Below are 14,765 nucleotides of genomic sequence, written 5' to 3' on the forward strand. Positions count from 1 at the left end.
ATGGGGATTCCCCCTCCACGGAGGCTATCGGCTGGACGAATCGCCCGGGTCGGGCCACCCTTGAGGTCGGGCGCACGCCCCCGAGACGTCGCAGGGGCTCGCCAAACGCCGCCGATGGCGTTAGCATTTGCGAATCCAGAAAACCTTTTTCGTATAGGAAATCCCCATGAGCTCAATTCCTGCCAACCTTCGCTACGCCGACAGCCACGAATGGGTGCTCGACAACGGTGACGGCACCGTGACCGTCGGCATCAGCGACCACGCCCAGGAAGCGCTGGGCGATGTGGTCTTCGTCGAACTGCCCGAGGTGGGCCGCACCCTCGCGCTCAAGGAGGAGTTCGGCGTGATCGAGTCGGTCAAGGCCGCCTCGGACCTCTATGCCCCGGTGGCCGGCGAGGTCATCGCCGTCAACGAGGCCCTCGAGGACGCCCCCGAAACCGTCAACGAGGCCCCGTACGAGGGCGGCTGGATCATGAAGGTGCGCCTGGACGACAGTGCGCAGCTCGACGACCTGCTTGACGCCGACGGCTACGCCGCCGTGGCCCAGTCCGAGGACTGAGCCGAGACGTCACGCCTGCACTGCCCCGGCCACCCGGCCGGGGCGTTGATTTCATCGCCCCCGTCGTCCCCGCGACGGCCCTGACCCACGCTACGGTGCCCTCATGCCGATCGACACTCGCCGCCTGGCCGACCTGGCCGCCCACGATGACTTCCTTCAACGCCACAATGGTCCCCGCGAGGCGGACGTGACGGCCATGCTGGCCACTCTCGGGGTGGAGAGCCTCGCGGCGCTGATCGAGCGCACCGTGCCCGCGGACATCCGCCTGGGCCGCGAGCTCGAACTGGACCCACCGCGTAGCGAGGCAGAGGCACTGGACTACCTCCAGCGCCTGGCGAGCCAGAACCGGGTGTTTAAGAGCTATATCGGCCAGGGCTATCACGGTACCCACCTGCCGCCGGTGATCCAGCGCAATGTGCTGGAGAACCCGGGCTGGTATACCGCCTATACCCCCTATCAGCCCGAGATCTCCCAGGGGCGCCTGGAGGGGCTGCTCAACTTCCAGCAGATGGTCATGGATCTGACCGGCATGGAGCTGGCCAACGCCTCCCTGCTGGACGAGGCGACCGCCGCCGCCGAGGCCATGGCCCTTTGCCACCGGGCCAACAAGAAGGCCAAGAGCGAGGTATACTTCGTCGCCGACGACGTGCTGCCCCAGACCCTCGACGTGGTGCGCACCCGGGCGGCCTACTTCGGCTTCGAACTGGTGGTGGCCCCGGCCGAGGAACTCGCGAAGGTCGATGCCTTCGGCGCCCTGCTGCAATACCCGGGCGAGAGCGGCCGGGTTCATGATCTGGCGCCGCTGCTGGAGAGCGGTCGCGAACGCGGCATCATGACCTGCGTGGCCGCCGACATCATGGGGCTGGTGCTGCTCAAGGAGCCCGGTGCGCTGGGCGCCGATATCGTCATTGGCACCACCCAGCGCTTCGGGGTGCCGATGGGCTTTGGCGGGCCCCATGCGGCTTTCTTTGCCACCACCGACAAGCTCAAGCGGTCGATCCCGGGCCGCATCATCGGCGTCTCCCAGGACAACCGCGGCGGCCAGGCACTGCGCATGGCGATGCAGACCCGCGAGCAGCATATCCGCCGCGAGAAGGCCACCTCCAACATCTGCACCGCCCAGGCGTTGCTGGCCAACATCGCCGGCTTCTATGCGGTCTATCACGGCGCCGAGGGGCTGCGCACCATCGCCTCGCGCATCCATCGCCTGACCACCCTGCTGGCGCTGGGCCTCAAGGAGAAGGGCATTCGGCTTGTCCACAACAGCTGGTTCGACACCCTGCGCCTGACCGGCGTGGACGCCGGCAAGCTCCACGGCCGCGCCCTGACCCGCGAGATCAACCTGCGCTACTTCGAGAACGGTGACGTCGGCGTGAGCCTCGATGAGACCACCACCGCCCGTGATATCGATGTGCTGTTCGACGTACTGCTGGGCGAGGAGCACGGCCTTTCCGTCGGCGCCCTGGACGAGCACGCGGTGGCCGAGGGCGCAAGCGGCATTCCGGCGGCCTGTCGGCGCGAGAACGACTTTCTGACCCATCCGACCTTCAGCCGCTACCGCAGCGAGACAGAGATGCTGCGCTACCTCAAGCGCCTGGAGAACAAGGACCTGTCGCTGACCCACGCGATGATCCCGCTGGGCTCCTGCACCATGAAGCTCAATGCTACCAGTGAGATGATCCCGATCAGCTGGCCGGAGTTCGCCAACGTGCACCCCTTCGTGCCCCGTGACCAGGTGGCCGGCTATCAGCAGATGATCGACGAGCTCTCCGCCTTTCTGGTGGAGGTGACCGGCTATGACCATATCTCCATGCAGCCCAATTCCGGGGCCCAGGGCGAGTACGCCGGGCTGATCGCCATTCGCCGCTACCAGGCGGCCATCGGCGAGGGCCACCGCGACGTCTGCCTGATCCCCAGCTCTGCCCACGGCACCAACCCGGCTTCGGCGGCCATGGTGGGCATGAAGGTCGTGGTGGTGGAGTGCGACGCCCGCGGCAACATCGACGTCGCGGACCTGCGCGCCAAGGCCGAGCAGCACGGCGAGGCGCTCTCCTCAATCATGATCACCTACCCCTCCACCCACGGGGTATTCGAAGCCAACGTACGCGAGGTGTGCACGATCGTCCACGAGCACGGCGGCCAGGTCTACGTGGATGGCGCCAACATGAACGCCCAGGTGGGCCTGACCCGCCCCGGCGACTTCGGCGGCGACGTCAGCCACCTCAACCTGCACAAGACCTTCTGCATCCCCCACGGCGGCGGCGGCCCGGGCATGGGCCCGATAGGTGTCAAGGCGCACCTGGCGCCCTTCGTGTCGAACCATGTGGTGACGCCCCTGGCCGGCGTCAACGCCGACTGCGGTGCAGTCTCGGCGGCGGCCTTCGGCTCGGCGTCGATCCTGCCGATCTCCTGGGCCTACATCAAGATGATGGGCGCCCGCGGCCTGCGCGAGGCCACCGAGCTCGCCATTCTCAATGCCAACTACATCGCCGCCCGGCTCGGTGAGCACTACCCAGTGCTCTACCGCGGCGAGAACGGCAGCGTGGCCCACGAGTGCATCATCGACATTCGCCCGCTCAAGGCGGCCTGCGGCATCAGCGAGGAGGATATCGCCAAACGCCTGATGGACTATGGTTTCCACGCCCCGACCATGTCCTTTCCGGTGCCGGGCACGCTGATGATTGAGCCCACCGAGTCGGAATCGCGCTACGAGATCGACCGCTTCTGCGACGCCATGATCGCGATCCGCGGGGAGATCCGCCGGGTCGAGGCTGGTGAGTGGTCGGCGGATGCCAACCCGCTGGTGAATGCCCCGCACACCCAGGCCGACCTGATGGACGAGGCTTGGGACCGCCCCTACTCCCGCGAGCTGGCGGCCTTCCCCACCCCGGCGGTCAAGGCGTCGAAGTACTGGCCGTCGGTCAACCGGGTCGATAACGTCTTCGGCGACCGTCAGCTGATCTGCTCCTGCCCCAGCATCGACGAGTATCGTGACTGAGAGCCGCTTTGAGCCGACGCCCTAAGCAAACAGCCCCGCCGAATGGCGGGGCTGTTTGCTTAGGCGAGGTCGTTCAGAACATGACCGGCGGCTCCCCGAAGCCGGAGAGCACCTGGCGGCGCTGCTCGCGGAAGTCCTCGAGGAGGCGCACATAGCGGCGCGGCATCTCGCTACCGGCGCGCGTGACCAGATGCAGGGACTCGTGGACCGCCACCGGCAGGTCAAGCTCCTTGACCTGGCGCTGCCAGGGGGAGGTCTCCAGCACCAGCCTCGAGACCACGGTAAACCCAAGTCCTCGGGCCACCGCATCCAGCGCCATGCCCACCTCATTGGTGAAGCCCTGGCGCCGGAAGTGGCTGATGGAGCGGAACTCCTCGGGGAAGTTGCTGCGCAGCAGCGCGCTGGCGTGGTTGAGGCCATCGAAGTAATTGATAAAGCCGATCCCCATCAGTTCGGCAAGCCCGCTGCCGGCGAAATCCGCGGGCACCACCAGGCACAGGGGCTCGCGGTGCCAGGGCACCACGTCCAGGTCGGGTTGACGCAGGGTTTCAGTGACGATGCCGAGGTCATAGCGGCCGGTCAGCACGTCCTGGACGATCTCATGGTTGAAGGCAAAGCTGTAGCTGACGGTCAGGCCGGGATACATCTGCTGCTGGCCGAGCAGGAAGGGATAGAGCATCAGCCCGACGCTGCCCGGCGAGGCCAGGCGGCACTCCCCCGAGAACAGCGAATCGGCATCCAGGGAGTGTCGGAACTGCTCGTGGTCGGTGAAAAGCCTCAGCGAATAGTCATAGGCCCGCCGGCCCGCCTCGGTGAGGGTGAAACGCCGACCGTGGCGCTCCAGCAGCGGCTTCTCCAGGTACTGCTCCAGCTTGCGCACGTGCTGACTGACGCCGGGCTGGGTCATCTCCAGGCGCCGCGCCGTCTGGGTGAAGCTGCCGGTCTCGACCAGGGTGATGAAGGTGCGAAAGTAGAGCGCGTTGAACATGACGGGCCAGTTGACGGATAGGCAAGTCATTGTAGCACCGGGCGACGAGTTGCCGTGATAGCATCGGCGGGGACGACACCCGCGACAAGGACGCCTGAATGCCCGACACCATCTCCAGCATCATCTCCCCGGAAGGCAGCCTCGAGATCCTCTCCCAACATGAGGTCAGCCGCCTTCACGATACCTCCAAGGCCGGGCTGCATGACCTGTTGCGCCGCTGCTCGCTGGCGGTGCTCAACTGCGGCTCCCCTACCGATGACAGCGTGGCGCTGATGGAGGCCTACCACGACTTCGATATCGAGGTGATTCCCCAGGACCGCGGGGTGCGCCTCAAGCTCACCAATGCCCCGGCCGAGGCCTTCGTTGACGGCAGGATGATCCGCGGGATTCGCGAGCACCTCTCCTCGGTGCTGCGCGATATCGTCTACGTCTATAACGAGATCCAGGGTCACCAGCGCTTCGACCTGACCACCGCCGAGGGCACCACCAATGCGGTGTTCCATATCCTGCGCAAGGCCGGCACCCTCAAGCCGGGCCGCGACCCGAGTCTGGTGGTGTGCTGGGGGGGGCACTCCATCTCCCGGGAGGAGTACGAGTACAGCAAGGACGTGGGCTATCACCTGGGCCTGCGCGAGATGGACATCTGCACCGGCTGCGGACCCGGCGCCATGAAGGGCCCCATGAAGGGCGCCAACGTGGCCCACGCCAAGCAGCGTCGCCGGGAGGGGCGCTACCTGGGGGTCTCGGAGCCCGGCATCATCGCCGCCGAGGCGCCCAATCCCATCGTCAACGAACTGGTGGTGATGCCGGACATCGAGAAGCGCCTGGAGGCCTTCGTGCGCCTGGGCCACGGGATCATCGTCTTCCCTGGTGGGGTAGGCACGGCCGAGGAGATCCTCTACCTGCTCGGCATCCTGCTCCACCCGGACAACGTCGACGTGGAGCTGCCGGTGATCTTCACCGGCCCGGCGAACAGCGCGGACTACTTCTCGCGCATCGACGAGTTTTTGACCTACACCCTGGGCGAGTCGGCGCGGGAGCGCTATCGCATCATCATCGACGACCCCACCGAGGTTGCGCGCGCCATGCGCAAGGGTATCGATTCAGTGGCCGAATACCGCCGGAGTCGCCAGGACGCCTTCTATTACAACTGGCGCCTGACCATCGATCGTCCCTTTCAAGAGACCTTCGAACCCACCCACGAGGCCATGGCCAGCCTCGCCTTGCACCGGGACCAGCCGGTCCATGAGCTGGCCGCCAACCTGCGCCGCGCCTTCTCGGGGATCGTCGCCGGTAACGTCAAGGAGCAGGGTATCCGCGCCATCCAGGCCCGCGGCCCCTTCCGCCTGCAGGCCGAGGCGGAACTGATGTCACGCCTCGACGAGCTCCTCGACTCCTTCAACGCCCAGGGCCGCATGAAACTCTCCGGCGACTATGAGCCCTGCTACACGCTGGGATAGTGGCTGCACGCTGGGATAGCGTCACGTAGAACAAGGCAAGCCAACGCAGAAACAGAAACCCCTCAGGCGTCGATACCCGCGGGGTTTCTAGTGGTGGCGCCTGTACCGCATTGACCTGAGCTCACCTCGCATTAGGCGCTGGGCGACCTCAGCCAGATCGACAGCGCGTGAAACAGCAAGCCCAGGGTGGCGCCGTGGGCAATTAGCAGCTCCCAGCCGATGAAGTCGGTGAACAGCGCGTGGTACAGGCCCATGCCGGCCAGGCCCAGCGCCATGCAGAGGCCCAGGCGTCCCATCAGGCGCGGCAGGCGGGCCCGAGCCTCGGACTCGAGCAGCCGCCAGTGGGCGGCGGCGACGCCGGCCACCACCACCAAGGCGATCAGGATCAGGTTGAAGCGTTTGTCATGCCCCCCCACCAGGTAGCGAGGGAGGGTCGACAGCATCAGCAGCACCAGCCCCAGCATGAGGCTGAGCCGTTCGGGGGTAGGCTGAGTCCCCATTTCAGGCCACCTTCAGCGCTTCGGACTCGATCCACTCCTCGACCCAGGGCAGCGCGGCGTCATCGGCTATGAAGGTCTCCATGGCGTCGACCTCCAGTCGCTCGCCGAGTCGCTGAGCGCCCTGCCCCTGCAGCAGCTCATCGAGCTGACGACCGGCGCCGCAGAAGGTCTCCCCGTAGGAGCTGTCGCCCAAGGCGATCAGCCCATAGCGCAGCGAGCCAAGACCGGGGCTCTGCTCGGCGATGGCCCGGGCGAAGGGCACGAAGTTGCCCGGGTAATCGCCGCTGCCGGTGGTGGAGACGCAGAACAGTGCCAGCTCGGTAGGCGACCCGGTGAGATCTTTCAGGGTGGGGTTGTCGTAGATGGCCACGGAATAGCCGGCCTCCTCGAACAGCGGCTTGACCTGCTCGGCGACGTCGAGGGCGCCGCCATACATGGTACCGACAAAGATCTTGAGCATGGGCATGTCCTGGATATACTTGAGAATTCTGGTCAGATATTAACACGACTCATTGACGGCTCGCATCTTCACCGGCACAGGGCCGGGGCATTTCGCCGCACGCATTCTCCTGCAAGGCCGGCGAGAGTCCGAGTATAATACTGGGTCATTCTCTTACCCTCCACGGAGACGACATGCAGCAGACCTTCGAGGCCTGGATCACCCCGATCATGATTGGAGGACTGATCCTGTTCATGGGCTTCATCATCTGGGATCTGGCGAAGAAGTCCAACGCCGGACGCTTTGGCACCATCATGCTTTTCGTCGTGCTGGGCGCTGGCATACTGGGCTACATCCTCAAGGTGGTGATCACCTGGGTGCTGGAGAACGGCGGCACGGCATGATGTCGAGGGGTCCCCAAACCCATGAACCACGCCTCCGTCTGAAGCATTCAAGCCATAGACCCAAATGCACAACGCCACCCGCAGGGGTGGCGTTGTGCATTTGGCGGCGGGGCTGTCTTCAGTGGGCTTCGCCGAGGTAGCCCTCTACCTGGCTCTTGAGCTTCTGCCCCGGCCGGAAGGTCACCACGCGCCGTGCGGAGATCGGAATCTCCTCACCGGTCTTGGGGTTGCGGCCCGGCCGTTCGCGCTTGTCGCGTAGGTCGAAGTTGCCGAATCCGGACAGCTTGACCTGCTCGTTCTCGCGCAGGCAGGCGCGGATCTCCTCGAAGAAGGCCTCCACCATGGACTTGGCCTCGCGCTTGGAGAGCCCCAGCTCGGCGTGCAGATGCTCGGCCAATTCGGCCTTGGTCAGTGCACCCATGTTCACTCCCTCGTATGGGGTCCGCCTCATGGCCGGTGCCAACTCCCCTGCCCGCCTCGCTGGATCTTTCGCGCATCTTGACCACGAAGCTTATCCTCGAAGCTCTGCATCCAGATGCTGACGGGACTCGGTAACGATGGCATCGACCAACTGATTGATTTCCTCATCATTCAGCGTGCGCGAAGGATGCTTCCAGGTCAAGCCCAGGGCCACGCTCTTGCGCCCTTCGGGTACTCCCTTGCCCTGGTAGACATCGAAGAGGCGGCACTCGGTGAGCCACTCGCCGGCCTGGCCACGGAGGGTGTCCAGCAGCGCCTGAACCGGGAGGTCCTCGTCGACCAGGAAGGCCAGGTCACGCCGCACCTCCGGGAACCGCGATAACGGCGTGAACGCCGGTACCCGCCCGTGGGTCAGGGCGTCGAGGCGCACCTCGAACAGCACGGCGTCCACCTTCAGGCCCACCTGGGCGCGAACCGCCGGGTGCAGGGTGCCGATCCAGCCGGCCTCCTCACCGCGATGCAGGATCCGCGCGCACTGGCCCGGATGCAGCGCAGGATGCTCAGCGGGCTCGAAGCGCCAGGCGCCGGGCTCACCGCCCATGGCCAGCAGGCTCTCCAGATCCCCCTTGAGGTCGAAGAAGTCGACCCTGTCTCGACTGGCCGTCCAGCCCTCGGGGTCCCGGGAGCCGCACACCAGCGCACCCAGCATAGGCAACTGCTGCAGGTCATCGAGCTCACCGCGGAAGATCAAGCCGGTCTCGAACAGCCTCACGCGAGTCTGCTGACGGTTGAGGTTATGCTCGAGCGCCCGCACCAGGCCCGGGAAGAGACTCGCCCGCATCACGGAAAGGTCCGCGGAGATGGGGTTGGCCAGCACCGGCGAGATCGACTCGGGCAGCAGCGCCTTCTGCAGTTCGGGGGCAACGAAGCTATAGGTCACCGCCTCCTGATAGCCGCGGGCCACCATCTGACGACGCAGGCGGCCCAGCGGGGTACGCGCCTCATGGTCGGGGCGTAGCGCGAGGCGGGCCTGGGGACGACGCACCGGCAGGCGATTGTAGCCGTGGATGCGTGCCACCTCCTCGATCAGGTCCTCCTCGATGGCAATGTCGAAACGCCAGCTCGGCGCCACGGCACGCCAGCCTTGGTCATCGGCCTCTACCGCCATCCCCAGACGCTGGAGGATATCGGTGACCTCCGCGGCGGGTAACGCCTTGCCCAGCGCCTGCTCCAGGCGAGCGGCGCGCAGGCGAATCCGGCGCTCAGCGGGCAGGTGCTCCGGGCTTGCCACCTCCACCAGGGGGCCCGGCTCGCCGCCGGTGATCTGCAGCAGCAGCGCCGTGGCGCGCTCGGCCGCCTCATGGGCCAGCTCGGCGTCCACGCCGCGCTCAAAGCGGTGGGAGGCATCGGTGTGCAGCCCGTAACCGCGCGCCTGGCCGGCCACCGCCAGGGGGGCGAAGAAGGCCGACTCCAGGAAGATGTCACGGGTCTCGGCATTCACGCCGGAGTGCTCGCCCCCCATCACGCCGGCGATGGCCAGGGGGCCACGCGCGTCGGCGATCACCAGGGTGCCGTCGGTCAGCGTCACCTCCTGGCCGTCGAGGAGCACCAGGCGCTCGCCCGCCCGGGCCAGGCGCACGACCACGGCACCGTGCAGGTTGGCGCGATCGAAGGCGTGCAGCGGCTGGCCGAGCTCCAGCATCACATAGTTGGTGACATCCACCACCGGGTCGATGGCGCGGATGCCGCTGCGACGCAGGCGCTCCACCATCCATAGCGGCGTCTCGGCGGTCACGTCGACGCCCTTGATGAGGCGGCCAATATAGCGCGGGCAGAGCTCGGCGTTCTCGACGCGCACCGGGAAGGTCTCGTCATGGGTCGCGGCCACCGGTTGGGTGTCGGGGCCGGCCACCGACAAGCGGTTGAGCACGCCCACCTCCCGGGCCAGGCCCTTGAGGCTCAGGCAGTCGCCGCGGTTGGGCGTCAGGTCCACTTCGATGGTGTGGTCATCCAGCCCCAGCCAGGTGCGGAAGTCCTCGCCCACTGGGGCGCTCGCCGGCAGGTCGAGGATACCAGGGGAGGTCTCCTCCGTGAGGCCTAACTCCGAGGCGGAGCAAATCATGCCGCGAGACTCCTGGCCGCGCAGCTTGGCCTTCCTGATCTTGAAGACATCACTCTTGGCATCGCCGGGCAGCACGGCGCCGACCCGGGCGAAGGGTACCTTCTGCCCCACTTCCACATTGGGGGCCCCGCAGACCACCTGCACCGGCTCGCCGGAGCCGTCGTCGACCCGGCAGACGTTGAGCTTGTCGGCATCGGGATGCTGGACCTTCTCCAACACCTCGGCCACCACCACGCCATCGAAGTCCGCCGCCACGGGCTCAACGGCATCGACCTCGAGGCCGGCCATGGTGATCTGGTCGGCCAGGGCCTGGGTGGCAAGCTGCGGTGACACCCATTCGCGCAGCCACTGTTCGGAAAATTTCATGACAAATCCTGTGTTGTGCGGGTGCGAGGGAGATCAGGCAAACTGGCGCAAGAAGCGCAGGTCGTTGTCGAAGAACATGCGCAGGTCGTTCACGCCGTAACGCAACATGGCCAGGCGCTCGGCCCCCATGCCGAAGGCGAAACCGGTGTAGCGCTCGGCGTCGATGCCGGAGTGGCGGAAGACCTCGGGATGCACCATGCCGCAGCCCATCACCTCGAGCCAGCCGCTGTGGGAGCAGACCCGACAGCCCTCGCCCGAGCACATCACGCACTGGATATCGACCTCGGCGGAGGGCTCGGTGAAGGGGAAGTAGGAGGGACGAAAGCGCACGGAGAGGTCGCCACGCTCGAAGAAGGCGTGAAGGAAGTCCTCGATGGTACCCTTGAGGTCGGCAAAGCTGACGTCCTCATCCACCAGCAGCCCCTCCACCTGATGGAACATGGGCGTGTGGGTCAGGTCGGAGTCGCTGCGGTAGACACGCCCCGGGCAGACGATGCGGATCGGCAGCTTGCCCTCTTTCATGGTGCGCACCTGCACCGGCGAAGTGTGGGTGCGCAGCAGACGGGTGGCATCAAAGTAGAAGGTATCGGCCATGCCCCGCGCCGGGTGGTGCGCCGGGATATTTAGCGCCTCGAAGTTGTGGTAGTCGTCCTCGATCTCCGGCCCCACCGCCACGTCGTAGCCGATGCGGGTGAAGAGCCCCTCGATGCGCTCCAGGGTACGAGTAACCGGATGCAGGCCGCCGCTGGGCTGGCCGCGACCCGGCAGGGTCACGTCGAGCTGTTCGGCGGAGAGCCGATTCTCCAGGGCCGCCTTCTCCAGGGCCGTACGGCGCCCCTCCAGCTCCTCGGCGAGGGCCTGCTTGGCCTGGTTGATGCGCTCACCGGCGGCCGGGCGTTCGGCGGCTGACAGCTTGCCGAGGCCCTTGAGCAGCGCGGTGATCTCGCCCTTCTTGCCGAGGTAACGCACGCGCAGCTCCTCCAGGGCCGGAATGGTCTCGGCGGCCTGGATCGCCTGGCGGGCCTCGGTGACCAGAGTGGGAAGGTGATCCATCCGTTGCGCTCCGAATTCGAGTGTCAGTCTTGAAGAAAAAAGGGGAAGAGCGGCTGCTCTTCCCCTTGCAACGTCAACGGATGCTCGGCCTGAGCCGAACCCCCGCAGATGACGCGGTCACTTACTGGGCAGCCTTGGCCTTCTCGACGATAGCAGCGAAGGCGGCCTTCTCGTTCACGGCCAGGTCAGCGAGGACCTTGCGGTCGATCTCGATGCCGGCCTTCTTCAGGCCGCCCACGAAGCGGCTGTAGGACAGGCCGTGCTGACGGGCGCCGGCGTTGATACGCTGGATCCACAGGGCGCGGAACTGACGCTTGCGATTGCGGCGGTCGCGGTAGGCGTACTGGCCGGCCTTGATGACCGCCTGCTTGGCGACGCGGAACACGCGGCTGCGGGCACCGTAGTAACCCTTGGCCTGCTTGAGAATCTTCTTGTGACGACGACGGGCGACAACGCCACGCTTGACACGAGTCATAGCTTACTCCTGACGAAAAAAGGGTCTACCAAGGGTTACAGGTTGGGCAGCATCCGCTGGATGAGCGCCTTGTCGGCGTCATGGATCTGCTTCATCCCACGCAGCTGACGCTTACGCTTGGTGGACTTCTTGGTCAGAATGTGGCTACGAAACGACTGCTTGTGCTTGAAGCCGTTGGCCGTCTTTTTGAAGCGCTTGGCGGCGCCACGGTTGGTCTTGATCTTCGGCATGGAAGAACACTCCATTACGAGGTTTATTCAGAAAACCCGGGGCCGACGGTGGATACTGACTCCCACCGCCCGTTAAACCGGCCGCCGGATCACTTTTTCTCTACTGCTGCTTACTGCTTTTTCTTGGGGGCGATGATCATGATCATCTGTCGCCCTTCCATCTTCGGGAAGGACTCCACGATCCCGATCTCGTCGAGATCGGCGGCGATCCGTTCCATCAGCTTGCGGCCGAGGTCCTGATGCGCCATCTCACGACCGCGGAAACGCAGCGTGACCTTGCCCTTGTCGCCCCCTTCGAGGAAACGAATCAGGTTTTTCATCTTGACCTGATAGTCACCCTCGTCGGTGCCAGGCCGGAACTTGACTTCCTTGACCTGAATCTGCTTCGTCTTCTTCTTCTGAGCGGACTTCTGCTTCTTTTGCTCGAAGACGAATTTGCCGTAGTCCATGATCTTGCAGACGATCGGATCGGCATTGGATATCTGTACGAGGTCCATTCCCGAGGCTTCGGCGCGCTCCAGTGCTTCACTGGTGGGCACGACGCCCAGCTGCTCGCCTTCGGCATCGATCAGGCGAACCTGATCCTCGGTAATACGCTCGTTCATCGGGGGGCGCTTATCCTGGACGCGCCCTCTTGGGTTGCTTCGCTTGATCGCTCAGTCTCCTTAAGACGATTGACGTTGTCGTCAGCCGAGTTCGGCGTTCAGACGCTCGATGAGGTCATCGACCCGCATGGTGCCTAGATCCTCGCCGGTACGCGTACGCACGGCCACCGAGTCGGCCTCGACTTCCTTATCCCCCACCACGAGGAGATAGGGAACCTTCTGCAACGTATGCTCGCGGATTTTAAAGCCGATCTTCTCGTTCCTCAAGTCCGCCTTGACGCGAAGGCCGATTTTCTGCAGCCGTTGCTCGAGATTCAGCACGAAATCGCGCTGGGCATCGGTGATATTGAGGATCACCGCCTGCTGGGGGGCCAGCCACAGGGGCATGGCCCCGGCGTAGTGCTCGATCAGTATACCGAGGAAGCGCTCGAAAGAGCCCAGGATCGCGCGGTGAAGCATCACTGGGGTCTTGCGCACGCCGTCCTCGTCAACGAACTGGGCACCCAGGCGGCCCGGCAGGTTGAAGTCCAACTGCAGGGTACCGCACTGCCAGACCCGGTTGAGGCAGTCGCGCAGGGAAAACTCGATCTTGGGACCGTAGAAGGCGCCTTCGCCCGGCTGCAGGTCCCAATCGAGCCCGGTCGCATTGAGCGCCGCCTCGAGGCCCGCCTCGGCGCGGTCCCACAGTGCCGGCTCGCCCATGAAGCCGTCGGGACGGGTGGAGAGCTTGAGCTCCACTTCATCGAAGCCCAGCGCCTTGTAGACCTTAAGGGTCAGGGCGATGAAGTCCTCGGCCTCGGCCTGGATCTGCTTATCGGTGCAGAAGATATGGGCGTCGTCCTGGGTGAAGGCGCGCACCCGCATCAAGCCATGCAGGGAGCCGGAAGGCTCGTTGCGATGGCAGCTTCCGAACTCGGCCAGGCGCAGCGGCAAGTCCCGATAGCTCTTCAGGCCCTGGTTGAACACCTGCACATGGCAGGGACAGTTCATCGGCTTCACCGCGTAGTCACGCTTCTCGGACTCCGTGGTGAACATCAGGTCGCTATAGTGTCCCCAGTGGCCGGACTTCTTCCAAAGCGAGAGGTCAACCACCTGGGGCGTCTTGATCTCCTGGTAGCCATTCTCGATCTGCACGCGGCGCATGTACTGCTCCAGCGCCTGGTACATGGTCCAGCCGTTGGGGTGCCAGAAGACCATGCCCGGCGCCTCTTCCTGGAGGTGGAAGAGGTCCATCTTCCTGGCCAGCTTGCGATGATCGCGCTTCTCGGCCTCCTCGAGGCGCTTTAGATAGGCCTTGAGCTGTTTCTTGTCGGGCCAGGCGGTGCCGTAGATGCGGGTCAGCATCGGCTTGCTGGCATCGCCGCGCCAATACGCCCCGGCGAGCTTGGTGAGCTTGAAGGCCTTCAGGTGCCGGGTATTGGGCACATGGGGCCCGCGGCACATGTCGGTGTACTCTTCATGGTGATAGAGACGAATGGTCTCCCCTTCCGGGATCTCGCGGACGATCTCCTGCTTGTAGGGCTCGTCGCGATGGAGGAAGGCCAGCATGGCCTTGTCGCGATCGACGTACTCACGAACCACGTCGTAGTCCTGCTCGATCAGCGCCTTCATGCGATTCTCGATGGCTTCGAGGTCCTCGGGGGTCACCGAGCGGCCAAAGTCGATATCGTAGTAGAAGCCGTCGTCGATCACGGGTCCGATGGCCATCTTGGCCTCGGGATAGAGCTGCTTGACGGCGTGGCCGATCAGGTGGGCACAGGAGTGACGGATCACCTCCAGGCCCTCGGGATCACGGGCGGTGAGGATCGCCACCTCGGCGTCGTACTCGATGAGGTCGACGGCATCCACCGGCACACCGTCGATCTTGCCGGCCACGCAGGCCTTGGCGAGTCCCGGACCGATCTCCTCGGCCAACTGCATCACGGAAAGCGGTTCGTCGAAGATTCTTTGACTGCCGTCGGGCAGGGTCACGATGGGCATGAAGGGGTCCTTGTGCGCAGTGGTGGCCCATACGAAAGACCACATGTCGCGGTAAAAAGGGTGATAAAAACGGTCGCCACAATACCAGAGTCGGGGCTCGTCACGCTACCGAACGGCCGCGGAACACGGCCAGGGCACACTGCAGACCGACCTCTCGGAAGGCCCG

14 protein-coding genes are annotated in these 14,765 nt (G+C 65.1%); 4 read left to right on the forward strand and 10 right to left on the reverse strand.

What is annotated here, in order from left to right:
* Positions 1-166: 166 nt before the first annotated feature.
* Both gcvH and gcvP read left to right on the forward strand, forming a co-directional pair.
* Positions 167-559, forward strand: coding sequence for a glycine cleavage system protein GcvH (gene gcvH / locus ACR80S_RS11905; RefSeq protein WP_435403272.1), 393 nt, complete (start codon positions 167-169; stop codon positions 557-559).
* 103 nt (positions 560-662) lie between these two features.
* Positions 663-3,557, forward strand: a complete 2,895-nt coding sequence (gene gcvP / locus ACR80S_RS11910; protein ID WP_435399642.1) for an aminomethyl-transferring glycine dehydrogenase — start codon at positions 663-665, stop codon at positions 3,555-3,557.
* Between the two features lie 73 nt (positions 3,558-3,630).
* Here gcvP and ACR80S_RS11915 read toward each other — a convergent pair whose 3' ends face one another.
* Complete coding sequence (locus ACR80S_RS11915; protein ID WP_435400080.1) at positions 3,631-4,545, reverse strand: LysR family transcriptional regulator; 915 nt, start codon at positions 4,543-4,545, stop codon at positions 3,631-3,633.
* Between the two features lie 98 nt (positions 4,546-4,643).
* Between ACR80S_RS11915 and ppnN the strand changes: the two genes are divergently transcribed.
* Positions 4,644-6,005 (forward strand): nucleotide 5'-monophosphate nucleosidase PpnN, encoded by a 1,362-nt coding sequence (gene ppnN, locus ACR80S_RS11920; RefSeq protein ID WP_435403273.1) that lies wholly within the window; start codon positions 4,644-4,646, stop codon positions 6,003-6,005.
* A 131-nt stretch (positions 6,006-6,136) separates the two neighbouring features.
* On the opposite strand, the gene ACR80S_RS11925 is transcribed toward ppnN, so the two are convergent.
* Together ACR80S_RS11925 and ACR80S_RS11930 are read right to left on the reverse strand one after the other, a co-directional pair.
* Complete coding sequence (locus ACR80S_RS11925; RefSeq protein ID WP_435403274.1) at positions 6,137-6,505, reverse strand: hypothetical protein; 369 nt, start codon at positions 6,503-6,505, stop codon at positions 6,137-6,139.
* Position 6,506: 1 nt separating this feature from the next.
* Positions 6,507-6,971, reverse strand: a complete 465-nt coding sequence (locus ACR80S_RS11930) for a flavodoxin domain-containing protein (protein WP_435403275.1) — start codon at positions 6,969-6,971, stop codon at positions 6,507-6,509.
* A gap of 167 nt (positions 6,972-7,138) precedes the next feature.
* Between ACR80S_RS11930 and ACR80S_RS11935 the strand changes: the two genes are divergently transcribed.
* A complete protein-coding gene (locus ACR80S_RS11935) occupies positions 7,139-7,348 on the forward strand; it encodes a DUF2788 domain-containing protein (protein WP_435399638.1) in 210 nt (69 codons plus the stop codon).
* Positions 7,349-7,466: 118 nt separating this feature from the next.
* Here the strand turns inward: ACR80S_RS11935 and ihfA are convergent, their stop codons facing one another.
* The 7 genes from ihfA to thrS all read right to left on the reverse strand — a co-directional run bounded on the left by ihfA (position 7,467) and on the right by thrS (position 14,599).
* Positions 7,467-7,769, reverse strand: a complete 303-nt coding sequence (ihfA, locus tag ACR80S_RS11940; protein ID WP_290904649.1) for an integration host factor subunit alpha — start codon at positions 7,767-7,769, stop codon at positions 7,467-7,469.
* A 90-nt stretch (positions 7,770-7,859) separates the two neighbouring features.
* Complete coding sequence (pheT, locus tag ACR80S_RS11945; protein ID WP_435403276.1) at positions 7,860-10,256, reverse strand: phenylalanine--tRNA ligase subunit beta; 2,397 nt, start codon at positions 10,254-10,256, stop codon at positions 7,860-7,862.
* A gap of 33 nt (positions 10,257-10,289) precedes the next feature.
* Positions 10,290-11,309 carry a phenylalanine--tRNA ligase subunit alpha gene (gene pheS, locus ACR80S_RS11950; protein WP_435399636.1) on the reverse strand — a complete coding sequence of 340 codons (1,020 nt, stop codon included), beginning with the start codon at positions 11,307-11,309 and terminating at the stop codon, positions 10,290-10,292.
* Positions 11,310-11,430: 121 nt separating this feature from the next.
* Positions 11,431-11,784, reverse strand: a complete 354-nt coding sequence (rplT, locus tag ACR80S_RS11955; RefSeq protein ID WP_290785858.1) for a 50S ribosomal protein L20 — start codon at positions 11,782-11,784, stop codon at positions 11,431-11,433.
* 35 nt (positions 11,785-11,819) lie between these two features.
* Positions 11,820-12,014 carry a 50S ribosomal protein L35 gene (gene rpmI / locus ACR80S_RS11960; RefSeq protein ID WP_290785855.1) on the reverse strand — a complete coding sequence of 65 codons (195 nt, stop codon included), beginning with the start codon at positions 12,012-12,014 and terminating at the stop codon, positions 11,820-11,822.
* Between the two features lie 110 nt (positions 12,015-12,124).
* The gene (gene infC, locus ACR80S_RS11965) at positions 12,125-12,667 is read right to left on the reverse strand and encodes a translation initiation factor IF-3 (RefSeq protein WP_435400079.1); all 543 of its coding nucleotides are present in this window, start codon (positions 12,665-12,667) and stop codon (positions 12,125-12,127) included.
* A 33-nt stretch (positions 12,668-12,700) separates the two neighbouring features.
* Positions 12,701-14,599, reverse strand: coding sequence for a threonine--tRNA ligase (gene thrS, locus ACR80S_RS11970; RefSeq protein WP_435403277.1), 1,899 nt, complete (start codon positions 14,597-14,599; stop codon positions 12,701-12,703).
* Between the last annotated feature and the right edge of the window lie 166 nt (positions 14,600-14,765).

Source organism: Halomonas salsilacus (assembly GCF_051216275.1).
Lineage (GTDB): Bacteria > Pseudomonadota > Gammaproteobacteria > Pseudomonadales > Halomonadaceae > Halomonas.